We start from the raw sequence: 26,856 nt of genomic DNA on the forward strand, positions 1-26,856 counted from the left end.
CCGGGGACGTGGTACCGAGACGTTGACGCCAGTTCAAGCTGAAGGGCGACAGGGTCCGCGTTGATCCAGCCAAGCTTGCGCGAAACTCTCTCCGACCCCCCCCTACTATCGCCGCGTAATTGGGGTCAATACCTGCTGATTGATAGCCATCTACTTGAGGGGTCTGCCCGTCAACTGACGCGAAAGTCGTACGGATCGTCGGGGCTAATATCACTGTCAAGCACAACACCTGGCTCAGCCCGAATAGCGGCCAAGGCCACGGCCGGATCCGCGACCCATTCGCGCTCTCTGGCCGACAGCAGGTTAGACAATCGAAGCAGCCCTTCGGCGTCATCGCCTTCCAGCGGTACCTTCATTGCGTAGACCATCACCCATCGTGTGAACTTCTGCGATGTAGGTTCGTCCGCATTGGTTTGGAGAGCTCCGATAGCGGAGGATGCGTCGCGCCTGATTTGAGCCACTTTGGTGTCGGACTCACCGCGGAACCTCGCCCACAAGACGCTGTCGGCGAAGCTAGTCAGAGCAGCGGCGAGAGGAGCGCGCCGAAGTCGACCTCGCTCGGCAGCCATCTCCCGGTGGTTCATTCGAGTCAGCCCATTGGCTTCGTCGAGGGCCTCTGCACTCTTTTTCCATGCGGCGTTGGCATCGGCCTGAGCCGCCACCGCCGCCCGGCTGGACGCCCCACTATTTACCGCGGCGACAAGGGCTGTTAGCGCGGCGGCGATCGTCGCGATAGCCACAACAATTTGCAGCCATAACGGCACAGTTTCCATGATTGAACACTACCGACGATAGCCAGACACCATCGCCAATGGTCGCTATGCCACAAACGGACACCACGATCACGCAGCGCAAGCTCCCCGGTTCTGATGCCACGCCAACGCAGAAGCCGGCACCGGCTCAAGCGAACCCATCCCACGCGACGAGGGAATCAGATGAACTGGCCCAAACGATCCTGCATGCGGCTGGCAAGTTCGTGCGGGAAGGTCGTTACCCAGTGTGGCCAGTTTCGGGCTATCGATAAGAAGTTTCCATTAGATCGCATTTGGTCCAGGCTTTCGGTTCGCCATTTCAGAACCATGGCCGCCGCACGAGAGGGACGACCCATATACAAAATCCAATATCGACGGCGAGCGGCAGGCAGGGAAGAACGTGATCATGACTCCGATACGCAAAACGTAGTGGTCTGCGGCCGATACGAGCGCCGCGCCAAGCTGCATCACGAAAAGCGGCGCACCCCGGATACGTTCGCGTGATCGAACATGTACATCTTTGGTCGACGTCAGGACTAGCTGAAACGCGCCGATCCCAACTTATCTCGTACGGTCAAGGAGTCTCTTGCCCACTCGGCGCGGAACAAGAACGAGGGCGACTGAACACAGCTAATGATGTTCAAGGAACGGGGTGAGCGTGGAGCGTCCCGGTTCCTTGATGGGTCGGCAGTTGCATGCTGTGCCCCGAGGCCCCTAAATAGAGACTGTGTCAGTAAAACTTTCCTCGACGGGTAGAGGGCTTTCTTGGCTCGAAAACTTCCCAGACGAGTCTCGAGCGATAGCCACTCAGCTCCTTGACGCCTTCATGCTCGTCAGCTGGAGCGACGCAAGGATCGAATTGAGAAGACGCCTCGAGTTTGTATACAACTCGGCGGTTAGCCAGCGAAAGGGGCCCGCCTGGGTCCTTCCGGTGATGGCCGACGAGGATACGAGAGCAATGGCCGATCTCGATCGCGGTATCGATCCCGTAGCTTTTGAGAATTTTCTACCAGCTTCCGGGATCTCGTCGACTCCGGGCAGCGAGGGCGCGGTCGGGAATTTGGTGCGCGATAGCGTATTGCGAGGTGCCATCGGGCCGAAAACCGACATTGAAGAGCTGAGGTCGAAAAAGGTTCGGACCGTGATTCTTGTTACAGATCTTGTTGAGAGCGGTTCGCAGGTCGAGGATTTTGCAGCCTCGCTTTTGAGGAACACAACCCTGCGCAGCTGGAAGTCTGGTCGTTGGATCCAGACATGGGTCGTGGCCTACGCGGTGTCTCAAGCTGCTCAAGAAAAATTAGAATCCTCACCATTTATTGACAAGCTGTTCTTCGTTGCCAGCGCACCTGCGATCGAGTCTCTCCCCTGGCCGAGATCTTCAATCACCCAGGCCCAACTCTTGTGTATGGAGCACGCTCGGAGAAAAGTGGGTGCAATGGGCTACAAGGGCCACGGCGGACTATTCGCCTTCCAGGAGAGGCCTCCCAACACCTCGCCTGCTGTGTTCCGGCAAACAGGGAAGGACTGGTCTCCTCTATTTGAAGGGCGGCGGACCCCGGACGATCTTCAACAAGAGCTTCGCAATGTGTCCAAGCCAGAGACCAACCACGCACTGACGTTGACCGCGGTGTACCAGCGACGGCTTTCGGCGAACATCGAAAGACAATTCCGTGCTGACAATCAAGTTCTATTGACAGCTCTTGCTCTGCTCCTGCGCGACCCGACGGCACCGGGTAAGATCGCCAGCGCTCTATCGCTATCTCAAACTGCTGCCGAAGCTGTGATCGCTTTCTTGCATCGGATGGGCTGGGTCACCGACGATGGTTTTGTGACAGAGGCGGGCCGAGCTGAACTCAGGGCAGGAAAGAGAGCAATCCGGCGAGTCGGGAGGAAGAATTACCCTGAGCCCGACGCTCCGTACTATCCTTCAAGCCTGAGGTGAGGAGACCGGTGCCCGGACACCTAGTGATGAAGTCGGGACGTCGTTCCGACTCGTTGAGCATTCGTGCTCAAGCGATTCTTCTTAGAATTGCGGGATCTTCGCAAACGGAGATTCTCGGACAAGCTCACGCAACGCGTGTGTGCACGGACAAGACGCCCTGCGTTGTCTCCGGGCTCCTCTTGCCCGTGAATCCCTGGCGGGATTTCGAGTCAGAGTAGATGTCCACACCGTCCCCTCACCTCTACCAAAAAGCAGCCATTGCCGCTGGCGTAAGTGCCTCAGTCGCTCGTAGGGCAGGTTCTGTATCGCGAGACATCCAAGCGTCGGGCGCATTCCCTGTGTTGACCCTCAGACATTTGGCCCACGAGACCGGCGCCTCGTATGGGTACCTGCGAAGGATCGTAAAGAGGTACGCAGACGAATATCAATCCATCCGGCGTATCAAGCGTGATGGCACCTTCCGGTTGATATCAGCGCCGAATCCTATGTTGATGGACGTTCAGCGTTGGATCCTTGAGCACATCCTCAACACGTTACCTAGACACCCGGGCTCGTTCGCGTATCATCGCGGAATCGGAATCCGGCAGTGTGCCGAACTGCATGTGGGTTCGCGGTGGCTGGTGAAGATGGATCTTCACAACTTTTTCGGTGAGATTCGCGAGAATCGTGTTTACCGGGTGTTTCGTCAGCTCAACTACCCGGCACTCCTATCGTTTGAAATGGCCAGACTTTGCACACGTTTGGACAGGATAGATCCATTCACCGAAGCGGTCGAACGAGGAGTGGGATCCTACGACGATGGTCGGCTGGGAAGGCTGCCACAGGGCGCACCCACAAGCGGGGCTCTCGCCAATCGGGTCGCCACAGATCTTGACAACGAGCTCCAGAACCTTGCGGACGGGTCAGGGTTTATCTATTCCAGGTATTCCGACGACCTAACGTTCTCCTCGCCTGCGCCCTTTAGCAGGCCTGAGGGAATGCGTCTCATCAGTGCTGTGAGCAGGGCAGCTAGTCTTGCCGGATTCGAACCACATCGGCGCAAGACACGACTTGTCCCGCCCGGAGCCCGCAAAATCGTTCTCGGATTACTTGTCAGCGATACCGGAGTCAAACTGCTACCGGAATTTCGTCGTCAGACCCAGAATCATATCCGCGCTGCAGGGAAATTCGGCATCCAGCAGCACTCTTCGAAGCGAAACTTTCATTCGGTCTTGTCCATGATCAACCACGTCGACGGACGCCTCGCATTTGCATATGGCATCGATCCGGAGTGGACAATACCTGAAATGTTGGCTTGGACCGAGGTGCTAGAGATGAACGGCTACCCGAGTGTGGCCAAGGCTTAAGAGTCCGCCCTCTCCGTCAAAAGATCCATGATCCGACCAGGAAGCGGTTTTCTGGCTGCGACAGTTTCATGGCTCCGGAGGTACCAGTATGGAGACTAGATCTGGATGTGAACAGAGCGCGGCCCGGTCGACAGACCCGAGTGCTTCGAGGCGAAAGCGTCGTTAGCCTCCGCGATCCGCTGCGCAGCCGCTAGCGCGGCGCGAGCACGAGCGGAATCGCGTCTCTGGGCCTCAGCGTGCGGGTTCGGGCTTAACGCGCTCGCACCGGAGATTGCGTATCGATCGCGGTATGCCGCGACCACCCTCGCGCGCTGTCTCCAACGAATTGATTGGTGTGGGATCGCGCCCAGTTCTCGGATCCACGCGTCTCCCGCGCGCAGTGCTTCGTCGGGGACGGCCCTAGCTCGCGCTTCGATCAGGTCTGTGCGCTCGTGGAGGGCCTGGCGCATCTCAACGGTCATGGGCCCCGTTGCTTCAGGAATGAGGCCGACAATTAGGCGGGGCACATTGCGTGATCGACCCGTGCCGGAATCACGCGTGATCGCCTTGGCTATCCGGGAGCACAGAAGGCCCCCTATTTCCAGCGCCTCCTCGAACGCTCGCGCTTCCACTCCGCGAGTAAGCAGGCTCTCGGCGTCGAGATGATGGGCTTCGGCCCGCCGAAGTTGCGCCGTCAGAACTCCGAATGCAGGTCGAACGCCGTGGCGATCAGGCCCGTTACATCGACTTGCGCAACGGCCCCGTCGTACGGGATAGTTCCTGTCCGCGTCGCCGCGACCTCGCGCTCCATGAACGCCACGATCTCGGAAACCGCCGCATGATGCGCCTGCACAATCCGCGACTCTGTCGCTGCGTCTGCCACGCCCCAGAGGGCTGACTTCGGGATCGAGAAGGCGAAGTCGTACCCGGCAACCGCACGCCGCCGGGCGACGGTCTCCTGAGCGCCGCAGGTCGGTGCAGGATCAGCTGGCCTCTGGTAGTCGGGAAAGGCGCGACCGAGCGGTGCCTCATCGACAGGATCTCGCCCCAGTCCGATCAGGCTCTGCAGCTGAGCTTCTGTGACCTCGGCGCCCTCAAGGATGCGACCCGAGCCGAGGCCCGGCAGACCACTTCCCATCCATCGACCCGGCGGCGGGCTCTTCGCACTGTAGTAACGGGTCAAGGGTGTATACAGTGACCGCTGCCCGTCGCCAGAAACGACAGCGCGCAGCGCGCAGCGAGTACTTCTAGCCATCGCCGGCGCTCATCACCGCATCGACACCGTCACCGGCGCACCTCCCCCATCCCTTAGGAGGTGTGCCGCCTCGATCTGCAAGAGGCGTGGCATGGAGTTTTGCGCCATGTGCGAGAGTCAGGACCGGACCTTCAAAACTGCCAAGGTGCGCCATCAGCGCCACGAACGCGAGTCAGCTGCAGGAGCGGCCCGGCAATCATGCTCCGTTGCGGACAAGGGTAGCGTCGTTCAGACCGCAGAACTCAATAAAGAGGCGGTTGCCGTTCCATTCCCTCGGACTGGAGGAGGTTCATCGGCGAGAAGTGGGAATTTGCATGGAAACATGTCGGACTTGAACCAGTGCCACGGGCTTATCGGCGCACCCTGCAAAGAACGAGCGGACGACCTGGCCTCGCCCTCCGTGCTAAGTTATTGAAGCGTTAGATATTGCGATCACGAGTTATACACCCAGTCCGGGTGGCGGAATTGGTAGACGCGCTGGCTTGAGGTGCCAGTGCCCGTTAAGGGCGTGTGGGTTCAATTCCCATCTCGGACACAAATAATCTATTCAATCCATTTACATTGCGGTCAGCTTGATCTACCAAAACCTGATCGCTTGATGGGTATGAGTATCCACCACCTGGTACTGCCGTCAAAATTCTGACCTCCTGGCGAATCGCGGCATTGTGGGAGACATTTACTCGAATCTATTCTGACAAGATCGCACGAGTTACTGCCGTCGACACGATCGCGCGCAGGCGATCGGGGAATGAGTTCCCTCGGCGTGGGGTGGCTAACCGGCGGCTTGAGGTCCAGGTCCGACCCCGATGGCGAAAGCACCACGCGGGACTGGACTGAGCGATGACCCCATGGCAATATCCCGATCTTGAGGCTGCTGTAGAATTAGGACCGACAAGCCAACCAGGCTCTGCCGGTCGCCCTCCAGCGCGATGACCGCCCGTGATGGCGGGGTGTTCGAGGACTATTACTGACGGAGGTGACGAGGTGGCTGCTACATCAAAGGTGCTCGATCGCCTCGCCGCGAAGCCACTCGTCAAGTCCCGGCAGCGAGTCCAGGACCACGCGGAGGTACTAACCTCAGCCTGGTTAGTGGACGACATGCTCGATCTGGTCAAGGATGAATCCGGGCGGATCGACTCGCGCTTTCTTGAACCGGCGTGCGGCACTGGGAATTTCCTCGTTCGAGTTCTCGCTCGCAAGCTGACTACGGTGAAGGTCCGGTACGGCAGGAGCAAGTTCGAGAATCGCCATAACGCGCTTCTGGCACTCATGTCGATTTATGGCATCGAGATTCAGCGCGACAATGCGGAGGAATGCCGATCAAACCTCCTATCGCTGTTTACCGCCTACGTGGGCGCGAAAGCCGAAGACGAGTGGGTGCGAGCAGCCGCCTTCGTCCTTGGCGTGAACATTGTGGTCGGCGACGCTCTGGCGATGGTAACGGTCGGGACCGCGCCAGGGACGCACGGACAGCCCATCGTGTTCGCGGAGTGGGGTTACCTCGGCAGAGGCAAATACCAGCGCCGAGACTTTCGCTTTGACAGAATGACCGGAAGAGGCACTGTTAGCGAGGGAGAAGCCCATCATGAAGTTTTTCAGCCAGTCCGTGCGTACCCGACAATGACAGTGGCACAACTCGCGTGCGAGGAGACTATCGCATGACCATGACCGAGACTATTTCCATGTCCTCTTCCTTCGGGGATATGCTCCGACGGGATCGACAGAACCGCGCGCCCGACGTGCTCAACACGATTGCAAGCCTGTCGAGCGATGAGATTTTCACGCCCCCGGAGTTCGCGAATAAGATGCTCGAGACGCTCACCGAAGCGTGGGCCGCGAATTTCGCGGGTGCGTCTATCTGGGCGAACCCGAATGTGACGTTCCTCGACCCGGCCACAAAGTCCGGTATCTTCCTTCGTGAGATCACGAGGCGCCTCGTTGAGGGACAGGGCAACCCCCCAGAAGGTTCGGACGAACGTAAGGCCCTCGTGGATCGCGTACTCACAAAGCAGGTTTTCGGGCTCGGGATGACGACGCTGACTTCGCTGCTAGCCAGGCGTTCGATCTATTGCTCGAAGGACGCGACGAGCAGGCACTCGGTGGCACCATCCTCACTGTCTAGGAACGGCAACGTATGGTTTGAGCGAACTGAGCATACCTGGAGCAAGGGCACCCCTATCCGAACCGTCGACCCGATCTCCGGAGATGAGTTACTCACCTACCCGAGCTGCACGGCGTGCGGTGCAGGGCGGAAAGTATCCGTAGATGGAATCATCCGCCGGTTCGATGATCCGGCTGGGGAAACCCACGCCTATGCCTTTATCCACGCTGACGATTCACAAGAGTTCGTCCAAGACATATTTGGAGCCGAAATGCAGTTCGACGTAATCATCGGAAACCCGCCCTACCAGATGACCGGCGCTGGCGGCGGGACGAACGATGCCCCCATCTACCAGAAATTCATTGACCGCGCGAAAGCACTTCATCCGCGCTTTCTAAGTATGGTTACCCCCTCGCGTTGGATGGCGGGCGGCCGGGGACTCGCCGCCTTTCGCGCAGAAATGCTTGGTGACCGCCGGCTTCGCAATCTAGTCGACTACCCATCGTCAGTAGAAGCTTTTCCTGGCGTCGACGTCGCAGGAGGCATCTCCTATTTCCTCTGGGATCAGGCGCACGACGGCCCGGCGGAGGTCACAACAGTGCGTGGAGGTTCAAGTGTGACCTCCATGAGAGTTCTCGATGAATTTGACGTATTCGTCAGGGACGCGGTCGCCGTCGAGATATTACACAAGGTCCGCGCGGGTGGTGAGGCGTCAATAACCTCAATCATGGCCGGAGATACGCCCTTCGGGATTGCTACGAACTTTGACGGATTCCACACTCTCGAGAAGCCCGGTGACATCGCCCTGCACTACAACCGGAAGGGTTCACGACTGATTGGTTACGTCAGTAGGGGCTCTATACGCAAGAATGCGCACTGGATCGATACTTGGAAAATATTAATCCCGGAGGCGGGCTTCGAGCACGGCGGCGGCGACGGAAGAAGCATGCGGGTGTTATCTACACCCCTAATTGCCTCGTCACCGTCGGTCTGCACGCAGACCTACTTATTTTTCCACGTCGGGTCCGAAGCTCAGGCCGTCAGCGTCGAGACCTACATTTCGACCCGCCTGTTTCGGTTCCTCGTTTCACTTCGAAAGATTACCCAACACGCTTCGCGCGATACCTACAGCTGGGTCCCGCTGCAGTCGTGGGATCGTACTTGGACTGATGCTGATCTCTACGCGAAATACAAACTGACCAGCGATGAGATTGACTACATCGAATCAGTTATCAAGCCGATAAATGTCGGTGCAAAGGGTGAGGCATAGTCTGTGGCTACCGCGAAGTCCCTGGCCGATCTGTTTCCCGAGAAGCCAGCAGCTGAGCCACGGCTCTACGCCTGGTCGAGCGAGGAGGTCGCCGAGCGGTGGCGGGGCTGCCTGAAGGTTGGGCAGACGACTCGAGGCGTCAACGAGCGGATCAAAGAGTCCCAAGGCCAAGCGCGGGTGAGCTACGTGCTTCAGGTAGACGAATCTGCATTCGATGCAGAAGGAGTGCGGATCACCGACACCGCAGTCCGAGAACGACTCGTGGCCAAGGGCTTCGAGAATGTCGTCTTCGAGTCGAGCAGGGAGTGGGTTCGTTGCACAAAGGAGGATGTGCTCACAGTCATCACAGAACTCCGTGAGCACCGTGAGCTGGCGGGTACGCACCACGAGACGTTTGTGATGCGCGATGAGCAGCGCGCCGCCGTGGAAAAGACACTTGCCTTTTTCCATCGAGAGTGGGGGCAAGACTCGAACTCTGTCCCGCGCTTCCTGTGGAACGCGAAAATGCGCTTTGGAAAGACCTTTGCTTCTTACCAACTCGCAAAAAGAATTGGCGCGAAGCGCGTCCTAGTCCTCACATTCAAACCCGCTGTCGCGGACGCTTGGGAGACCGACCTCAACTCGCACGCCGATTTCAACGGCTGGGTTTACGCGTCAAAGAACATCGGGCCGAGCAACCCACGGAGTGTAGACGCCAACACCCCGCTCATCTACTTCGGATCTTTCCAAGACCTCCTCGGACGAGAGAAGGGTACCGGCCTCATCAAACCGAAGAACGAGTGGATCCATCTCATTCATTGGGACCTCGTGATCTTCGATGAGTACCACTTCGGCGCCTGGCGCGAAAATGCGAAAGAACTCTTTGAGGGCGAAGACCTTCAAGAGCAGAAGGCCGAGGTTGCGCAAGAATTCAGCGCTGATTTGGAAGCGATGGATCAAGAGCTAGACGAACAAGGCAACGACGAAAACGACTTCTTGCCGATCACGACGAAGGCATTCCTTTATCTCTCGGGTACCCCGTTCCGCGCGCTAGCCGAGGGCGAGTTCGTCGACGACAACCTCTTTAATTGGACCTACACTGACGAGCAAAAGGCGAAGGCCGCGTGGTCGTCCACGCACCCGGGGGCGCCAGATCCCTACGCCGCGCTGCCGCAGATGGCGCTGATGACGTACCGGATGCCAGAAGACATCCTCACGGTGGCAATGCAGGGCGAGTTTGATGAATTTGACCTCAACGAGTTCTTTGCTGCTGAAGGTGTCGGAGCCCAAGCGGAGTTGAAGCATAAGAGCGACGTACAGAAATGGCTCAACCTCATCCGAGGCCAGCACCAGCCCACAAGCATCGATGCGCTCCGCGCTGGGACCAGGCCGCCGTTCCCATATTCCGACACACACGTCTTGCCGTACCTCAACCATTCGTTCTGGTTTCTGCCCACGGTCGCCAGCGCGCACGCCATCGAGAACCTGCTGCACGAGGCGCAGAATGCCGGTGGCTTCTGGGGAGACTACAACGTCATCAATGCTGCCGGACCCAGCGCAGGCATCGGACTCGCGGCTCTGCCGCCTGTACGGGCAAAGATCAAAGACGGATTCCGAACAAAAACAATCACGCTTTCTTGCGGAAAACTTACCACTGGGGTCACGGTCCCCCAGTGGTCGGCCATCCTCATGTTGCGGAACCTAGAGCGGCCCGAGACCTACTTCCAGGCCGCATTCCGTGTTCAGTCACCGTGGGCCATTTCAAATCCGAATGGCGACGATCCAAAAGCCGTAGAGATTGTCAAACCTGTTTGCTTCGTCTTCGACTTCGCGCCGACGCGGGCGCTGCGTCAGCTAGCGGACTACGCCCGGGGGCTGAGCCCAGACGAAACGAACGATGACAAGGCCGTGGCCGATCTGCTGGCGTTCCTCCCAGTGCTCGCTTACGACGGCTCGAACATGGTGCCAATTGACGCGGGCAGCGTCTTGGACATCGCCCAATCGGGTACGTCTGCAACGCTACTTGCGCGCAAATGGGAATCGGCGCTCTTGGTTAACGTCGACAACGACACGCTGAAACGAATGCTCGCCAACCCGGACGCTTTGAAGGCTATCCAGAACATCGAGGGCTTCCGCTCGCTGGGCGACAACATCTTCGAGACGATCATCAACAAGTCTGAAAAAATCAAGGAATTGAAAAAAACAGCTAAGGACCGCGATCTCACACTTAGGGAGAAGCAGGAACTGACCGCGGAGGAAAAACAGCAGAAGTCGTTGCGGAAGCAGGTTCAGGAAAAGCTTATCAAGTTCGCTACCCGCATCCCGGCGTTCATGTACCTCACTGACTTCCGCGAGAACGCGCTCATCGACGTCATAAAGGCGCTGGAGCCCGACCTCTTCCGCACGGTTACCGGCCTCACGATCCCTGATTTCGACCTCCTACGAGGGCTGGGGCTCTTCAATTCGGCCCACATGAACGACGCAGTGAAAACGTTCCGTCGCTTCGAGGATGCGTCGCTGTCCTACGCGGGTGTGGATTCGCATGCGGGTCTGCGTCACTGGGGTCTCTTCGACACTGTCATCGAGGCGGAGATCGCGACGCACTAAACTTTCGGAAGCCAGCTCGACCAAAGTCGGACCGCAAACTGCGGAGAAGAGTCCACGTCGTCGACGACCACACGTCAACAACGTGCTCGAAATTAGTCCAATGTGCCGTGATCAACTTTTCAGCCAGCGTTCGGTAATAGCCCGCCAGCGCTCACGATTTGAGTTCCAGCTCATCGTGTGATCTGCTTCGAACGCTTGGAGTTCGACATTTTCGGGACGCAGCCGACTGAGGCGATCCGAGAGTTCGAATGGCGACGACGTGTCGAGGGCGCCGTGAAGAATGAGCGTCGGCACGATCAGTTCGTGGGACCGCGCGATCCAGTTGAAGCTGCGCAGATCGACGCGGTTCGCGAGACCGACTAGTCGAACCAGTGGCTGGGAGTTGAGCCAGGGCACGGCTAGCACGCCAGCCCATGCTGGCAGACCTGCCCGCGCGCAGTTCGCCTTGAGCGTGGCGACCCAGTCGAGGATTGGCGAATCGAGCACCAGCCCCGTGACGATGTCGCGAAGCTTAGGATCATTGGCGAGCTGCAGCGCAATGGCACCCCCCATCGACCAGCCAAACAGGATGACGCTACGTGCGCCGTTCTCGCGCGCGTAGTTCGCTGCCGCGCGTACGTCATCGACTTCGGCGGCGCCGAGTTCAGATCTCCCGGTCCCGACCCGGGGACCTTCGCCGTCGTTCCGATACGTCACGACGAGGGAGGTCAGCCCGATTTCCGAGGCGACCTGCACGCCACGCAGCGTTCCCGCGCGCGTGCTTCCGAGTCCGTGTATGTGGATGGCCCACGTGGTCGACGGGGAGCCTTGAGGCGGGATTAGCCAGGCGGGCGCGGGGCCGACATCCGTTTGGATTTCAACATCTGTTGTTTGGAGTCCGGCATCCGCAGGAGTCTGGAAATAGATGCCGCTCCAGGATGCTCTCTGGCCGGCAACCAGGCCTGGCCCCGACTCCCCTACGACCTCGCGGCCGACGAGATTCGGCCCGCGGTTCTCGACGTCGTTCGCCAACTTGATCCATCCGCCGTTCTCGAGGATGAGGCAGTAGTCGCCGGGCGCGGCGGTGGCTGGCGCGCGATCAAGGATGACAACTGGTCGCTCCCCCGTATTGTCGACGCCTCGAATGGTGAGATCGTACCGGCGACCACTTACCGGGGCGGTCAGGCGCCGCGCGATCGTCAGGCCAACGCCCGCAAGTGCCACACCACTGCCGACGACCACACCCGCGAACGCCCAGACGGCTTTCATCGTCGGTGCGGGCCTTGTCGAGCAGGCGGGGCAACAGGTGCCGCGTCGCTCGATCTTGTTCCCAGCAGGTACCGTTCGGCCCGCTCGATAAGTTCCCGGTCGCCGGCACTCACGTCAAACTCCACCCTTGTATCGATCATTGCGTCGCGGATTTCGACGACTTGCCGATGGAGCAGCGTCTCGGGGTCGGAAGTATCAAGCGCCGCTGGCTCGGTGTGGCTGATTCCCGGACGTGCCTTCGTCGCGGCGGCCCAGATCGGCTCGAGATCATGGACGAGCATGCGGGTAGTTCGGTCGCGTGATCGCGCCTGCAAGGAGCGGGCGGCGGGTTGGCTGGCGAATCCGAGGCAAAGGAACAGGAAGGTGAGCAGGTGCAGGGGCTCGTACGCCACGGCGACGACGGTCATCAGGTTGAGGTTGCGCACCACATGAGCGAGATCCATTGTGATGACGACGACGCTTAGCGCGACCCCGCAGATGCTGCCGAGGAGCAAAGAGACCGGCGGTATCTGCTGAGCGCCCACGCTGGTTCGAAGCTGTCTCGCAGCGAGGGCAGCCATGGCCGAGAGCACGATTACGTAGTAGCTGAACTGGATCATCGAATAGGCGGCGGCGTATGGTTGCTCGCCGAGCTCGAGCATGAAGCTGGTCGTTGTGATGCCACGGCTTATGAGCAGGAACGTACCGACCGCGCCGGTGAGCGCGGCCGCCAGAGTGAACCGTCCGAGGGCAAGCTGCGCGGCTCGCGGTTGGTGCTCGGAAGCTCTCATCACTGCGCGACCGAGGAGGAAGACGCCAATCATGAGCGTTGCATCCGCCACGACGGTCACCAGGTTGGTGCCGCCGGCGTATCTATCGAGTATCCGATAAGCCTGATCGATGTTCATCGTCATCGCGATTGCGATCGTCAGCGCGGCGTAGGTGATGTTTCGCTCGGCACGACCCCGCCTTAGGACCAGCAGCGCCGCGACGAGCAGCCACATGAAGGCGGCGACGAGCACGACGATCATCCGAAGACCTCTAGGTACCGAGACCGGTGCATCGTGGATCCCCTGATTGCTGCAGCGAGGTGGTCGGCCAGAGTCTCGGCCTGAACTTCCTTGACCGTGTTGAGGTCTTGGCGGCGGAGCAATCGGCGACGAGTCTCGGGTGGAATGTCCGGCAGCAGGATGTCAGGAACGTCGGAGTCCTCGTCGACCTCGTGGCCAAGGATCATGTGGGCCAGTTCGTGCAGCACGAATTGTTGCTCGTGCAGCACCGAATCGCTCTGGGCGTGAAGAATGACATCGTCGCCGCCCGCTTCAAACCACACGGCGCACAAGCCGTCGCGGCCAGTGACGCCCACGAGTTCGACTATGCGCAGTCGCCGCCCCCGGCTTCGCTGCACGGCGCCGACGAGTTCGTCAAAGGTGAAGGTCTCGCCCAGGGCCAGTTGATCGAGGGCCGTCGACACGCTCACTTCGCTGTTCACTGGGTCGTCACTCCCCTCCGGACTTGGTTGCGTGCACTTCCGGCGAGACCTCGGCGTCGAGAAACCTGCTGATCGCCTGGAGCGCGTTGGGGGAAATATCGCCGAGGGTACGCGCCGCATAAGATTTCACGCGCGCCGCCCTCATCGACCGCACGAGATCCAGCTGGGCGCTGACCTTGGCCGGTACCTCGGTACCTTCCGAGCCAGCGAGAAACTCAGGGTCAACGTCGAAGAACGCGGCGAGGCCTTCGAAAAGTGTTGCATCTTGCACGTACCGGTGACCGTTCACGATGTACGTCCATCGCGATCTCGAGAGATTTGTGCCACGCGCTTCGAGGAACGCGGCGATTTGGGTGAAGGTCGGTTCGCTACCCGTCTCGGCCTCGGCGACATCGAGCAGCAGGCGGAGGCGCTTCGCGAGATCCTCCGCGGCTGTCGTGCTCTCCTCGTCGGTCATGCGCCCCTTCACTTCCCGGTGCTGATGGATGCTCAGGTCATTGAGAATGCTCAATCTACTCTTTGAGCATGATCAACGCAAGGGTTGCGCATGCTCAAATGTGGTGCTAAAACTAATCGTGAATTGAGATTGAGCATGCTCAACACGGAGCGGCCTCGCCGAACGCATCAGCGAAGCGAGGCGCACCTCCGTGTCATCGAGCCACGCGTGCGTGGCAGTCCTCCGGGAAGGTGATTGATGTGAATTGGCACGTATGGCTCCGCCTTCGGAATTTCTCATGAGCGTCGCTGAGGTGTTACTGGCCTCGAACCGGCTGTCGGTGCAGGATGCTGCACTTGCCTTCGCGCGCGCAGGGATTCCGGTGTTTCCTTGTGTGACGGAGGGTAAGCATCCGCTCACGCCTGTGGGGTTTCATGACGCGAGCTCCGACCTCGAGCAGGTGCGGGCGTGGTGGACGCGGTGGCCGAGTGCGAACATCGGGATGCCGACGGGCAGCGCGTCGGGAATCGACGTCGTGGACATCGACGTGACCAAAGCGGATGCCGGCTTCGCCGCGTTCGAGCGGGCCACCGCCGCAGGGCTAGTCGACGGGGAACTCGCCCGGGTGCGCACTCCGTCGGGCGGCATGCACGTGTACTTTGTCGCGATCGCAGATCGGCCGCAGCGCTGCTGGCAGGCGGCGAGCGCGCACATCGACTTTCGCGGGGACGGCGGCTATGTCATCGTGCCACCCTCGATACTAGCGACGGACACCGGTCGAGCCAGCTATCGACTGTATTCGCTGTCGTCGGCCGGCTCGAAGCCGGTCGACGCCGTCGCCCTGCGCGGCTTCATCGACCCGAGGCCGCCGAGAGTGGGCACACGGGCAACAGTAGCCAGGGCGCCGGAGGCGAGTCGTCTCGCGCAATGGGTTAGCAACCTCCAGGAAGGCGAGCGCAACAGTGGGCTGTTCTGGGCGGCCTGCCGACTGGTCGAGGCAGGCTTCGCGCCTGCAGACGTCGAGGCTGCGCTGGGGCCGTCCGCGCAAACGGCTGGCCTCGATGAACGCGAGATTCTCATTACGATCAGCTCGGCGAGCCGCCGGGCCACGGCGGGCGCGCAAGCGTTCGATCAACCTGCCCCGGCAACTAGACGCGGCGAAGCACCCTGCCTGTCATGAATGGCTCGCTGACATTCTTGCCGTGCAAATCACCAACCCAAAGGAGATGAAGTGATGGATGTAGACGACTTCGATAAGTCACACGGCGCGACCAGTGTCGATGCCGGTGGCGAGCGGCATCCGCTGCACGCCGTATTGGAGGAGAAATCGCGCCTCTCAGCGCGCACGCGAAGCGGCACCTCGGGCATCACGCCAGCGGCCAGAGCCAGCTCGCGGCCCGCCATCGCCTGGATTCGTGCGGCCGACCTGCTCAACTTGGGCGCCGGTCGCATCGCCGATCGCGGCATCGACCTGCAAGCCAACGCCGTGCGGCAGGTTCGACGGGCACCCGTCACGGCCGCGCGGGCGATTCGCGCGCGGGGCGCCCGCTTGGCTCCCCTCTCCGAGTTCGGAGCGGTGCGGGAGCCTCCACAGATCGGCCGCGACGGTTTCGGGCGGGAATGACCATGAGCATCCTGTTGAACATGGCAACACACACCAACTCGACGGGAGGTGCCGCCATGAGGACTTTTCGCGAATCCGAAGGCCTGCGCCGACTGCTCGCGCGACTGCAAGCGGATGGCGGCGCCCGCTGGCGCAGCGACCCCGAGGCCTCCGAGCTCATGCGGTTCACTGCGCAGCGCTACGCCGGGCTGGCGCGCAAGCACAATCTCGACCCGTGGGAGGCCGCCGCGGCCGCCTACGACGCGATGCGGGCGCCCTCGACACTGCGCGCCGACGACCCGTGGGCCATCGTCACACGTGCCGTGCAGGTGACCTGCATCGCCGAGGAACGCGCCCGCGGCCTGCTGTGCTCGGTGCACCAGGCGCGCCGGCCCCAGGTCTCGGTGTTCCACGACGCCGAACGTTTCAGCGACCGCGAGCACGCCCTACCGGAATATCACCCCGCGTTCAGCGTCAATCCGGCCGACAAATTGGCCGAGGAGGAGCCGCTGGTTGAGGTGTCTCTGGCGGTTGAGAATGCGATCTCGTTGTTCACCCTGCTCGGCTGGCCGACGGACCGCGCCCGCGATGGCGTCGAGTATGTCTGTAGCCGGCTAGCGGATGCGCCGTCGCGCCCGTCTGCCTTCGAGTCCCTGCGGCGGGACTACGCGGCCCGTGCGCAATTCGACGTTCCTCAGCAGGCATGGATGTCTATGCTGCGAACACTCTTGGGATCCGGCAACCCGTTGCACGCGCACACCGCCGCTGGGCGTGGCATCCTGCTTCGGTTGCTCGTCGGCGAGCCGCTGCACGCGCTGCTCGGCGACGACGACCTGGTCTCCGACATCGTTCTGAACTCGCCACGGGTGTTCGCATGACCATCACGCCGGGTCACATCGAGCTGGAGCGGTCGATTGACTCCATCCGCATCGGTTCGCGGCATCGCACCGATCTGGGCGACATCGACGCGCTCGCTGCCTCGATCGAGCGGCAGGGGCTGCTGCAGCCGATCACGGTGACGCCGGATGGCACCCTGATCTGCGGTGCCCGCCGGTTGGCGGCGCTTCGGCAGCTCGGCGTGCGCAAGCTCAACGTGTGGGTGCGCTCCGGCATTTCGGACCACCTCGCCCAGCTGCTCGCCGAGCAGGACGACAACGCCCTGCACAAAGCCTTCGCCCCCACCGAAGCGGCCGCTCTGTATCGCGAGGTGAAGATGCTTCTCGCTGAGGATGCCCAGCGGCGCCAAGCGGCAACGCGGTTCGGTTCGGAAAAGCCCAGATCAGACGGTGGTGCCACGGTGGCACAACCGCAGCCGATTGATCGCGTCCGCGCGCAGGCGGCCCTTCTCGTCACCGGGCGGCGCTCCTATACAACGTTGGAGCGCATCGGCCACCTGCAGAGGATGGCGGGCGACGAGAGTCTCGACGAGACGCTTCGCAATCGCGCGAGGGAGGAACTGGCGGTGATTCAGAACGGCGGGTCGGTGGCGGCTGCACATGGTCGCGTTGCCGCCGACGTTGACCGCTTTGCGACCCCGGTGCCCATTCGCTCGCTGGTTCCAGCTGTGCCAACCGCCGGGCGTTCGGTGACCGACCTCGAGCAGCTGGCTCGAGAAGCGCTCGCCCGCGCGAAGACAGCGACGCGTGTCAAGAAGACCCGACCTTTGGCTGCGGCCGACTCGAAACTGCCCACGCGTTCCTTCGTCTTCCTTTGGAACGATCTGCGCGACTGGTGGCTGCGCTACGACGACGCCGAGGTCTCCGCCGAACTCTCCGACGACCAATGGCATCAGTTCGATGCGACGCTTGCCGGCACCATCGCCTTCTTCGAGCGGATGCGCACCCTCCGCGACTCCCCCGACGTCGCGCAGGTGTCGGCCACCATTTCTCGCATTCGTTAGGAGCCCACCATGCATGTGTTTCGCCGCCGTCGCCTTGTCATCGCCATCGTTGGAGCTGGCCTCGTCCTGATCGTGCTGGCGGCCGTTGGGCTCGTCGGGCTGCTGCGTGGGCCTGCGAAAACGAGTCAGCCGGAGCAGCCGGCGCCAACGGCATCCGCTTTGCCGGTAGTGCCCACGGACCAGCCGCAGCCGGTGCTCGAAACGTCAAGTCCGGAGCTGTTTGCTCGCAGTGTCGCGCACGCGCTGTTTGATTGGGACACGCGCCAGGATGCTGGCCTCGCCGACTGGGCGCAGGTGCTGGTGGACGTGGCCGATGCGGAGGAAACCGCCGCCGTGGCCGCCGATGTGCGGGACTACCTGCCTGGCGCCGAGATGTGGCAGCGACTCGCTACCTACGGCACGCGGCAGTGGCTCGACGTGGATTCGGTGACCGTTCCGGCGGCGTGGGCGACCGCGCTGGAGCAGGCGGCGGCAGGGCAGATTCCGCAGGGTGCTGCGGCACTCACCGTGGTGGGAACCCGTCATCGAGCGGGAACGTGGGACACCGAGGTCATGCGCACGGAGCGGCAAGTTTCGTTCACGGTCTTCGTTGTTTGCCCGGGCCAGGAGTCGTGCACGGTGCTGCGGCTGTCGAAGCTCGACCATCCGCTGGAGTAGGGCCTCGCGATGAAGAAGCTCGTCGGACTCGTCGTGGTGGTCATGCTCGCCTGCCCGCTGGGCGCTCTGGTGGGTGTGGCTGCGCTGGTGACCACGGTCGCGAGCTCGTGCGGATCGCTGGTCGTCGCCACGATTCCTGACTCGCTCACCGCTCAGACTGTAGATGGCCGATCGATAATCTTGGTTCGGCGACAGCTGACCCATGCGGGAACGATCATCACTGTGGGCGGGCAGACGGCCGACGTCGGTCGTGCGGGAGTGGTCGTGGCGTTGATGGCTGCGCTCACGGAGTCGACTCTCCGTCTGTTGGCTAACACCCGTGCGTATCCGGAATCTGCCGCTTACCCTCACGACGGTGTCGGCTCCGATCACGACTCGCTGGGGTTGTTTCAGATGCGCCCGTCGTCGGGCTGGGGAACGGTCGCTGAACTCATGGACCCGGTGTACCAGGCGCGGGCGTTCTTCGGCGGTGCGTCTGGGCCGAACGGCGGGTCACCACGCGGGCTGCTCGAAGTTGCTGGGTGGCAGGTGCTCGACCCGGGCGCGGCGGCACAGGCGGTTGAGGTCAGTGCCTATCCGGATCGGTACCAGAACTATGAGCCTGTCGCGGAAGCGATTCTAGTCGCGCTGACTCGCGGTTCTAGCGTTGTCGAGTCATCGCGGGTGGCGTTTCCGCTGCCTGCCGGCGCGTACACGAACACCGACAGCTTCGGGTGGCGCACCGATCCGTATACCGGCGCCCAGAGGTTCCATGCTGGCAGCGACCTCGCGGCGCCATTGGGCACGCCGATTCTCGCGGTCGCCGACGGTGTCGTCAGCTTCGCCGGGCAACGCGGCACCTACGGCGGGCTAATCACCATCGAGCACACGGTCGACGGCCAGCGCGTCACCTCGTACTACGCCCACATGTACGAACAAGGCATGCACGTGGCTGCGGGCGACAATGTGGTCGCCGGGCAGCAAATTGGTGACGTCGGTTCCGCGGGCAAGTCGACCGGGCCGCACCTGCACCTCGAGATGCACCCTGGTGGGTCGGGCCAACCGGCGATCAATGCTCTGGACTGGCTCACTGCCCATGGCGCAGCCGACCTGACCGCCGCGACCAGCGGATGCGCAGTGGCGTGATGGACATCTTTCCCGACTTCGGAGCTGTCGGCGGCGCTACAGAGTTGAAAAACATCGTCGGTGCGCTGCTGACGTTCGTGCTCATCATCGCGGTGCTCATGATGATCATTAGCGGGGTGACATGGGCGCTCGCCTCGGCGAACGGCAACTTTCACACCGCGACTCGTGCCCGGCTCGGGCTCTGGGTCGCATGCGGAGCAGCCGTGCTCGCGGGTGCCGGAGTCGCTTGGGTCAACTTCCTGCTCGACGTCGGTTTGACTCTCTGACAGAAATGGTTCATATTTGCCTCCGGCGAATCCTAGGGCATTCAATAGTCGGCGCCTGAGTCTCCTCAAACTATCGGTGCAAAGCGTCATTCAAGCTGGGGGTACGAGACGCAAGTATGAGAATCGCCGCTCGTGAGATTTTGGGGACTAATTCTTCGAACGTACTCACGAGATGGCACAGGCGACTCGGTTCCTTAGAGCGAAGGCGAGCAATCCACTCAGCCCACGTGATATTCCCGCTCCTGGAATTCGCCGTGTTCGACCCATCGGAGCCGAAGCCTGGGATCGTTGGATCCGCCCCATGCCAATTCCATTGGGAAGCGTCGTGACTGTCCGGCATGAATCACAGTTGGTGTGTCTGGTCCCACAAGGAATAGGCCAGACTCTTCGCCAACAGGCTCGATAGCAACCTCGGTTGCGTCTACGTCCCCTTGATTTGAGATATCCACCCAGCGACGGGTGCGGTAACGCGGTTTCCCCTTACTATCGAACCCGCTGACCTCGCGTGCAGCTCCCGGCTGAACTAGGAACCGTATACCTGAAATGCTGTCAATGGCAGTTTCCTGATGCGGCTCGAGCCTTACGAGATCATGTTCGATTGCCTTCCAGACTTCATGGTTGAGTTGCTCAGGATTGGAGAACTCACCAAGCAACCCACGTAGCTGCATGTCGTCCTTGAACGCCCGCAGCGCAGCGAGTTGTGCGGTGTCAACGTCGTGCGGCAGTGGAGCGGTCGAGAAGTACAAATGCACCGGCTTGCCCAGATCTAGTGCGCGGTCAATCTCTTCGGCTGTTCCGGACACAGCATCCAGCGTCGGCGATCCAAGACGGCCACCAAAGAGTGCAAAGACGATATCCGAATCATCGACCCCTTGTCCGTTGATGAGCTTCTGCGGGTGTCCGCCCAGCAGAGGAACGGCCGAGGTCTCCCATCGCCAAGGTAGCAAGACGACGTGCTTTGTTTTGGAGTTGGCGTCGTTCCACCCGTGGATCGCACGTTCCACCGCATCGCGAGCTTCGGGAATATCGGAGGGGGACGCAATCATGACGCGCAGGACGGTAGCGGTGAAGGCCATATCAGTAAGGCTATTCCAGCTAGCAGCTACTTCGAACCGGCCAGCTAAATGCCGATATAGGCACATCTGAGGTGCCCGCTGGCCGTATAAGTGAAACCTCGATGGTGTGTGTCCACGTGACAACACACTCCATAGGAACGAGACTTCGAGCGAAGATCCACATAGAGGCTGGACGTTCTCCTCAGCAGAATGGCCCAAGGTCGTAGAACCGTTGCCTGGGCCTGCCTGAGGCCATGGGTCTCCTGCCGTTCAGCACCCCCGCCGCCGTAGGGAACTTCCTGACTAACGTTGGCGCCGTCATGGCTGAGGCCGTACGAAGTTCGGTTGGTGCGCAACCATCCGTACGCGACGGGAGCGGCGCGCTCCAATTAAGAACGCGCCGCCGTCAACCATCTAGCGGAGGTTAAACGTCGTCCCGCAGTGCGCGCAGCGCATGAGACCTGGACGGTATGCGCCGAAAGGACCAAGAGTCCGACGACACTTCGGGCAAGGGACAGTGTAAGAGCGGGCCATGAGACCCCTCCTTTCGATCGTGACCACCCAGAGCCGATGGGGAGGGGTCCTGTTGACCCCGCCCCACCTAGTCGGTCTAGAATCGAAAGCACCAACCCCTTCAAAGTTTGGCGCCTACAACCCCGAGACCTTGGCTCACCCGAGGAACCTCGGGGTTGTCGTGCTCAGGAGTCCAATACTACATCTAGTGGCAGTACAAACCGAGAGCCACTACATGCAGTAATTACATTGCTGTAGTTATCCACCGAGACTCCACAGAGTTATGCACAGCTAGCTTCGAATTGCATCCGCAAGATTTAGCGGATTCTTAGATGTATGTTCGAGTTATCCACAGGTGGGTCTCGCCCGTAAAATTGAACCTGTGGAATCAGGTGCGGCGTGTCGCAACCCACCCTCTGAGACACTTTTGATCCCGTATAGCCCCCGACGCGGCGGTATTCGGCAACATCACCTCCAGCCTGTAATGGCTTTGGCCTGGTTACGAACCGGTCCGTTGAAAGTTTCCTGCTTTCGACGGCTCCGTTGTTGGTGCGCCTCTTCCCTGTTCCTCGTACTCATCCGTTGAGCTAGGGAGCCACCGATGATCGACATCAACCCGAACGGCACGGGCTTTCCCGGCATCGAGCAGCTGCGCGTCATCGTCGGCGCGGTCGTGACCATCGGCCTCGTGCTCAGCGTGCTCGCCCTCATCGTCGCAGCGATGGTCTGATGGTTCGGCGCCATCTCGTCCAACCCGCACCTCGCCTCCCGCGGCACGACCGGCGATAGTGGCCTGCGGCGCCGCGATCATCTGCGGTGCCGCCGTCCACCTCGTCAACTCTCTGGAACGTCGGCCAGTCCGTCTGACCTGCGAATCCGAGCGGGGCAACCAATGAGAGCGTGCGACGTGCCAGTCGTGGTGGATGTCTGCACTTGCGTCGGCGACGTCGCATCCTCGGTCGTCGGAGCCCGTGGAGGACCCACCACGACTCACGACCGTCGGATTCCTTAGAGAAGTAGTCCTTCGTCGGCCGACAGGAGACGACCAGCAGACTTCTGCTCCTGGCACCGTCTGAGCGGGCGCCCCGCTTACATGCGGCTCGCCGTCATTTCTGAGGTGTCATCGCCGTAGCCGAGAGGCGGTCGCGGTAGGCACGCTTGATGTCGAGTGCGCGGAGGAGATTCATGCGGGATCTGCTGACTCTGTGCTGGTGCAAAACGCCCGCCTGCCGGAGTGGCGACAGCCCATTGAAACGGTCATCGACTTGGAGCTGTGGTTGGCGCTGTCCGGCCTGTCGACGGTGCGATCAGATGAGTAACTTCGCCGGCGCGAGAGTGCTGTGCATGGGCCGTAGGGTGAGAGAGAACAATGCAAGCGACAGGAGTAGCGATGAGCAGCGAGATCGAACTGGTGAGCGACGGGGACGGTCTCGTGGCCTTTGGCGCTTCTGCCGATATCGAGCGGTTTCTACTTTCGACGGGACTAGACCGGGCGCCGTCGCGGAACGTTGATCTTCATCGGCTTTGGTCGTTATCAGGCACGGGCGCGGCGGCCGCGCAAGTAGGCGCAGACCTCGCGGCGAATTCCGGTCGTTGGGTGAAGCTAACCGTCGAGTCAGCCGAGGCCATAAAGGAATTCGGATTGATGGCCACGAAAACCCCCGGGGTCAGCCACGCGATGATCGGCAATCCCGGCGAAATCAAGCAGTGGCTTCAGATCGCAAACCCGACCGTATTACTCAGTGGACCTTTCGCACTGACTGCACTGTCCACGATGATGCAGCAACGGGCGATGCAGCAGCAGATGGACGAGATTGTCGAATACCTCCGGGAGCTCGACGAAAAGGTCGACGACATCCTGCGGAGCCAAAAAGACGCAGTCTTAGCAGACATGATCGGCGTTGACCTGATCATCGAGGACGCCCTGACTGTGCGTAACCACGTCGGGCGAGTCTCCGAAGTCACCTGGTCGAAGGTGCAAGCCTGTGGGATGACGCTCGCGCGCACGCAGGGCTACTCGCTTCGCCAACTCGACAACATCGCCGAGAAGCTCGAGAAGAAAGCAGATCTCGGAGAAATCGCCCGCGCGACCAAAGAAGCCGAGCCAAAGGTGTTCGAATGGCTCAAGGTTCTGGCGCGGACGGTTCAACTTCAGGACGGGGTCTCAATACTCGAACTCGACCGAGTGCTCGACGCTGCGCCTTCTGATTTGGAGACTCACCGATTCGGACTGGCTCAAGCACGTCAGAATCGTGTCGACCTCATCGCGCGCACGACGGCACGCATTCTGGCCCAGATGCATGCGACTGTGCAGCGCGCGAACGCTAAAGTCATTCTCAACCCGTTCGACTCCCCGGCGGCGGTGAAATCGAGCAACCAAGTCGCGGTCGGCGTCCTTGAATTCCGTGGGCGGCTCGGGATCGCGTCGGGCAACGAGTCCGAGAGCGCGAGACGATGGGGTCAGGCCGTCGCTGACGCGCGTGACAAAGCATTTGCATCTGCATCGGGAGGGGTCAGTGTCGCCGGGCGTATTGGGGCCGAAACCTTCTACCGGGCCACCGAATCTTTCCGCGCGATTGACATCGACGGCGACGGTATCCCTGATAAGCCGCGGGCAATCGCTGCTGCAGAGAATGCAAGTGCAGCCGTCAAGGGTGCGGCTTCCGGGGTTACCGGCGGAATCGGGTCCATATTGAGGCGCCGGACAGAGAAGAAGGCGTCCTCCGACCAATCAACTCCTGACGCCGCCCCTGACGAGCCTTGATCTGCGCGCTTGTGATTCTGTGACTCACCGCGCTCGGCACGACGGCTTTTCTTGATAATCCGTGACATCCAGTTGGAGTCAAATTCAACTGAACGCCGCCTGCGACGAACGGACGTCGACTAACGCGGCGCCCAACCGGCCTGGCAAATTCTCGCCTTCGCGCTCGGGTGGGGCTGAGACATCGGCCTGACGGAAGGCGGCGGTGCGAGGCTGCTGACAGGGGGTGTTGCACGGCTCTGATACCGTGAAATTCAACTCTGAGCCCCGGGGAGGCCCCCTTGAGATATCGGCATGTTGTAGTTACTTCGTTCGCGATGGCCGGTGCGCTGGCGCTGGTCGGGTGCACCACAGATTCCGAACTTGCTCCCAGCGCTACCCCACCGGCCGGGGCGTCCGTCACAGATGCGGTGACCTGCACCGCCTTCAGTGACGTACTGACGATCACCGCGAATGCCGATGCTGGTCTACGCGACGGTCGGATGGCCTCGCAGGAACAACAAGGCTGGTATCGGCTTGCCACGCGGGTACTGGATCGTGTGCCAACCAGTGGAGCCGGCGACGTTAACGACGCAGCGAACGCGCTAAAGGACGCAGCGCCGATCATTAGTTTGGGCGAAATGTCATCGAGCGGAATTGGCTCCGCGGAGTGGAACGACGGCCTCGATCAGTTGTCCCGTGCATGTGCTGACGCAGGAGTCGAAACGGCTCTACAAATGTTCACCGGCGGATAACCCGGACCTAATCACGCACGGTGGCCGACCCAGAACATCGGGCAGTGGGTCAGGCGCCCATTCTTGCGTGGGCCGACTCGCATCCGCTTTAGCGTCTTCCCGCGCACGGATCCGGGACGCTTTCGTAGCGGTCAGAACCCGTTTGGGCGGAACGCCTGGCGCTGGGCGGATGGTCGCGCAGACGAGCTATAGTCGCCCCGCATGTAGCGATACTCCCGGTCCAGTGGTTTGCGCATGAATCGAATGACGAGCCTGATAAACAGACTCGTCACCCACGCGCTGACAACGAACCCCACTGCGAGCACCAATAGGTATACGACAACGAGAACGACGGCTATGCCAGCACCCGCCGCAAAGTCCGGTTCGAAATTACTCATGCTTCGAACGTATTAGACGCGACGAACAGTCCGCAGGCCCCATCTCAAGGGACGGGAGGCAAAGCGAGCCCGCGCCATCTGCCCATGCTGATGTAATACACCCTTTGCTCTATCCACGTTGCTGCACCCATCCTGGATTTCTAGATCAGGGCATTCCACTGCCTTGCCACCTTCCCAGCCGGTTTATGCGACGTGAGATGCCAGACATGACAGAATCCGCACAGGTGGATGGCCACTGGCTGCTTCCCTGAGCGATGCGCATTCTTTGAACGAATTGCGCGGAGCGCGCAGATCGCTTTCCGGGAATTCGGATACTTGACTTTGATACATTTCGCCATCGCGGCTTCCTCCTGATAAGAGACTGCTCGCGTGGCTCAAATCCACACTTGAATGTCAATTAATAAAGACATTCTTTTGGTTCACGTAACCGTGATTGGCTGAAGTTTACACGGAACATGTGTCACTCCAAATATGCCTGGGAGGCCGCCGCCACACGTCCATGCCAAGCCCGGCCACAGAACGAGGTGGAAGTCCTTCGTGGTCAGCCAGCTCAACCACGCACTGAGAACTCGTCTCCATTCGCGCGCTTTTCATGGTTCAAACAGAATCGGCTACTGGTGGCTGGGGCGTTGGTTGCGTGGTCATTCCACATCGCCCCAGTCTGAATTCATGCGATCATGACGAAGTGATGACTATGGAGACTCGCGGAAATGAAGCTCGCGGCGTTCTGTCTGGCGTCGGCTGGTCCGTTCTCAATGCCCCGGAGCACGTTGGCACTGTCCCCGGTTTATATGCAATCCACGCGTCCGTGCAAGTCTGGGGCGATCTGGGTCTCGCGCATAGAGAAGACATCCCGCTCTACGTAGGCAAGTCGGAATCCAGCCTTGTTGAACGGGAGTTGGGACAGCACTTCGCCATTGACCCATCCGTGCAGGCCCGCACCGGAGGATCCACTGTTCGGCGTTCATTTGCTGCGCTGTTGCGAGTGCCACTCAAACTTCGCGCAGTCCCGCGAAACAAGGAAAATCCCGAGCGGTTTGCCAACTTTGGCCTAGAGCCGGAGGGCGATCGCGTATTGACTCGGTGGATGCATGACCATCTCACCTTGGCAGTGTGGCCGATGCCGGAGGGTTTCTCACTTGCAGAGCTGAGCGCTGTAGAAGTGAACGTCATTCGGGCGTGGACACCACCGCTGAACATCAAGGATAATCCGGGCCGGTTGCGGCAACTTCGAGTGGCGCGTGCCGACCTCGCGGCGGAAGCGAAAGAGTGGGCAATGACTGCGAGCCTTGTGACGTAGATCGATCTGCTCAATCGACTCGGAACGTTTGCGTCCCTTAGACCTAACGCTTCGTCGTGGTTCTGACTCCTGAACAGATCGCTCCAGTCGCTCAGAGGACCGCGGGGCATCCACGTGCGCGAGCACGGGGCGTTCAGCACTCCTCCCTGTCGTACGCATCAATCGACACAGGGAGCCAC

21 protein-coding genes, 1 tRNA gene and 2 pseudogenes are annotated in these 26,856 nt (G+C 60.8%); 16 read left to right on the forward strand and 8 right to left on the reverse strand.

What is annotated here, in order from left to right; all coding sequences use genetic code 11:
- Positions 1–170 precede the first annotated feature (170 nt).
- A complete protein-coding gene (locus E3T50_RS13555; RefSeq protein WP_134552620.1) occupies positions 171–773 on the reverse strand; it encodes a hypothetical protein in 603 nt (200 codons plus the stop codon).
- A 706-nt stretch (positions 774–1,479) separates the two neighbouring features.
- On the opposite strand from E3T50_RS13555, the gene E3T50_RS13560 reads away from it, so the two are divergent.
- Both E3T50_RS13560 and E3T50_RS13565 read left to right on the forward strand, forming a co-directional pair.
- The gene (locus E3T50_RS13560; RefSeq protein WP_420898731.1) at positions 1,480–2,694 is read left to right on the forward strand and encodes a phosphoribosyltransferase-like protein; all 1,215 of its coding nucleotides are present in this window, start codon (positions 1,480–1,482) and stop codon (positions 2,692–2,694) included.
- A gap of 218 nt (positions 2,695–2,912) precedes the next feature.
- Positions 2,913–4,040 carry a reverse transcriptase family protein gene (locus E3T50_RS13565; RefSeq protein ID WP_134552622.1) on the forward strand — a complete coding sequence of 376 codons (1,128 nt, stop codon included), beginning with the start codon at positions 2,913–2,915 and terminating at the stop codon, positions 4,038–4,040.
- Positions 4,041–4,731: 691 nt separating this feature from the next.
- On the opposite strand, the pseudogene E3T50_RS13570 reads toward E3T50_RS13565, so the two are convergent.
- Positions 4,732–5,274: pseudogene (locus E3T50_RS13570) on the reverse strand (relaxase domain-containing protein); the annotation flags it as partial.
- A gap of 450 nt (positions 5,275–5,724) precedes the next feature.
- Here E3T50_RS13570 and E3T50_RS13575 point away from each other — a divergent pair.
- The 4 genes from E3T50_RS13575 to E3T50_RS13590 all read left to right on the forward strand — a co-directional run bounded on the left by E3T50_RS13575 (position 5,725) and on the right by E3T50_RS13590 (position 11,231).
- A tRNA-Leu gene (locus E3T50_RS13575) sits at positions 5,725–5,809 on the forward strand.
- A gap of 563 nt (positions 5,810–6,372) precedes the next feature.
- Positions 6,373–6,936 carry a DNA methyltransferase family protein gene (locus E3T50_RS13580; RefSeq protein WP_241990957.1) on the forward strand — a complete coding sequence of 188 codons (564 nt, stop codon included), beginning with the start codon at positions 6,373–6,375 and terminating at the stop codon, positions 6,934–6,936.
- Positions 6,933–8,645 (forward strand): Eco57I restriction-modification methylase domain-containing protein, encoded by a 1,713-nt coding sequence (locus E3T50_RS13585; protein WP_241990923.1) that lies wholly within the window; start codon positions 6,933–6,935, stop codon positions 8,643–8,645. Before E3T50_RS13580 ends, E3T50_RS13585 begins: the two co-directional genes overlap by 4 nt.
- Positions 8,646–8,648: 3 nt before the next feature.
- On the forward strand, positions 8,649–11,231 hold the full coding sequence (locus tag E3T50_RS13590) for a DEAD/DEAH box helicase family protein (RefSeq protein ID WP_134552624.1): 2,583 nt from the start codon (positions 8,649–8,651) through the stop codon (positions 11,229–11,231).
- Between the two features lie 111 nt (positions 11,232–11,342).
- Here the strand turns inward: E3T50_RS13590 and E3T50_RS13595 are convergent, their stop codons facing one another.
- Genes E3T50_RS13595 through E3T50_RS13610 form a run of 4 tightly spaced genes read right to left on the reverse strand, consistent with a single transcriptional unit; the run spans position 11,343 to position 14,461 of the window.
- Complete coding sequence (locus E3T50_RS13595; RefSeq protein ID WP_134552626.1) at positions 11,343–12,479, reverse strand: alpha/beta hydrolase; 1,137 nt, start codon at positions 12,477–12,479, stop codon at positions 11,343–11,345.
- Positions 12,476–13,489 (reverse strand): MAB_1171c family putative transporter, encoded by a 1,014-nt coding sequence (locus tag E3T50_RS13600; RefSeq protein ID WP_134552628.1) that lies wholly within the window; start codon positions 13,487–13,489, stop codon positions 12,476–12,478. Before E3T50_RS13600 ends, E3T50_RS13595 begins: the two co-directional genes overlap by 4 nt.
- The gene (locus tag E3T50_RS13605) at positions 13,486–13,950 is read right to left on the reverse strand and encodes a hypothetical protein (protein ID WP_134552630.1); all 465 of its coding nucleotides are present in this window, start codon (positions 13,948–13,950) and stop codon (positions 13,486–13,488) included. The genes E3T50_RS13600 and E3T50_RS13605 overlap by 4 nt, the downstream gene beginning before the upstream one ends.
- A 7-nt stretch (positions 13,951–13,957) precedes the next feature.
- Complete coding sequence (locus E3T50_RS13610; RefSeq protein ID WP_241990924.1) at positions 13,958–14,461, reverse strand: hypothetical protein; 504 nt, start codon at positions 14,459–14,461, stop codon at positions 13,958–13,960.
- A gap of 223 nt (positions 14,462–14,684) precedes the next feature.
- Here E3T50_RS13610 and E3T50_RS13615 point away from each other — a divergent pair, with 223 nt between their 5' ends.
- Genes E3T50_RS13615 through E3T50_RS13645 form a run of 7 tightly spaced genes read left to right on the forward strand, consistent with a single transcriptional unit; the run spans position 14,685 to position 19,937 of the window.
- Entirely contained in the window at positions 14,685–15,566 is an 882-nt protein-coding gene (locus E3T50_RS13615; RefSeq protein WP_166784311.1) for a bifunctional DNA primase/polymerase, read from the forward strand.
- A 51-nt stretch (positions 15,567–15,617) separates the two neighbouring features.
- Entirely contained in the window at positions 15,618–16,010 is a 393-nt protein-coding gene (locus E3T50_RS13620; RefSeq protein ID WP_134552634.1) for a hypothetical protein, read from the forward strand.
- 2 nt (positions 16,011–16,012) lie between these two features.
- Positions 16,013–16,867 (forward strand): hypothetical protein, encoded by an 855-nt coding sequence (locus E3T50_RS13625; RefSeq protein WP_241990925.1) that lies wholly within the window; start codon positions 16,013–16,015, stop codon positions 16,865–16,867.
- Entirely contained in the window at positions 16,864–17,889 is a 1,026-nt protein-coding gene (locus E3T50_RS13630) for a ParB/RepB/Spo0J family partition protein (RefSeq protein ID WP_134552636.1), read from the forward strand. The genes E3T50_RS13625 and E3T50_RS13630 overlap by 4 nt, the downstream gene beginning before the upstream one ends.
- Before the next feature lie 9 nt (positions 17,890–17,898).
- The gene (locus E3T50_RS13635; protein WP_134552638.1) at positions 17,899–18,546 is read left to right on the forward strand and encodes a hypothetical protein; all 648 of its coding nucleotides are present in this window, start codon (positions 17,899–17,901) and stop codon (positions 18,544–18,546) included.
- 9 nt (positions 18,547–18,555) lie between these two features.
- Complete coding sequence (locus E3T50_RS13640; RefSeq protein WP_134552640.1) at positions 18,556–19,671, forward strand: M23 family metallopeptidase; 1,116 nt, start codon at positions 18,556–18,558, stop codon at positions 19,669–19,671.
- Positions 19,671–19,937, forward strand: a complete 267-nt coding sequence (locus tag E3T50_RS13645; protein WP_134553034.1) for a DUF6112 family protein — start codon at positions 19,671–19,673, stop codon at positions 19,935–19,937. Before E3T50_RS13640 ends, E3T50_RS13645 begins: the two co-directional genes overlap by 1 nt.
- A 218-nt stretch (positions 19,938–20,155) precedes the next feature.
- On the opposite strand, the gene E3T50_RS13650 is transcribed toward E3T50_RS13645, so the two are convergent.
- Positions 20,156–21,013, reverse strand: coding sequence for a DUF4062 domain-containing protein (locus E3T50_RS13650; RefSeq protein WP_134552642.1), 858 nt, complete (start codon positions 21,011–21,013; stop codon positions 20,156–20,158).
- A 1,093-nt stretch (positions 21,014–22,106) separates the two neighbouring features.
- On the opposite strand from E3T50_RS13650, the pseudogene E3T50_RS13655 reads away from it, so the two are divergent.
- Together E3T50_RS13655 and E3T50_RS13660 are read left to right on the forward strand one after the other, a co-directional pair.
- A pseudogene (locus tag E3T50_RS13655) lies at positions 22,107–22,372 on the forward strand (DUF6112 family protein).
- A gap of 523 nt (positions 22,373–22,895) precedes the next feature.
- Positions 22,896–24,269, forward strand: a complete 1,374-nt coding sequence (locus tag E3T50_RS13660) for a hypothetical protein (RefSeq protein ID WP_134552644.1) — start codon at positions 22,896–22,898, stop codon at positions 24,267–24,269.
- A gap of 862 nt (positions 24,270–25,131) precedes the next feature.
- On the opposite strand, the gene E3T50_RS13665 is transcribed toward E3T50_RS13660, so the two are convergent.
- A complete protein-coding gene (locus tag E3T50_RS13665) occupies positions 25,132–25,377 on the reverse strand; it encodes a hypothetical protein (RefSeq protein WP_134552646.1) in 246 nt (81 codons plus the stop codon).
- Positions 25,378–25,969: 592 nt separating this feature from the next.
- Between E3T50_RS13665 and E3T50_RS13670 the strand changes: the two genes are divergently transcribed.
- Positions 25,970–26,677 carry a GIY-YIG nuclease family protein gene (locus E3T50_RS13670; protein WP_134552648.1) on the forward strand — a complete coding sequence of 236 codons (708 nt, stop codon included), beginning with the start codon at positions 25,970–25,972 and terminating at the stop codon, positions 26,675–26,677.
- Positions 26,678–26,856: the final 179 nt, after the last annotated feature.

The sequence above is a fragment of the Cryobacterium gelidum genome, from assembly GCF_004403985.1.
Taxonomy (GTDB): domain Bacteria; phylum Actinomycetota; class Actinomycetes; order Actinomycetales; family Microbacteriaceae; genus Cryobacterium; species Cryobacterium gelidum.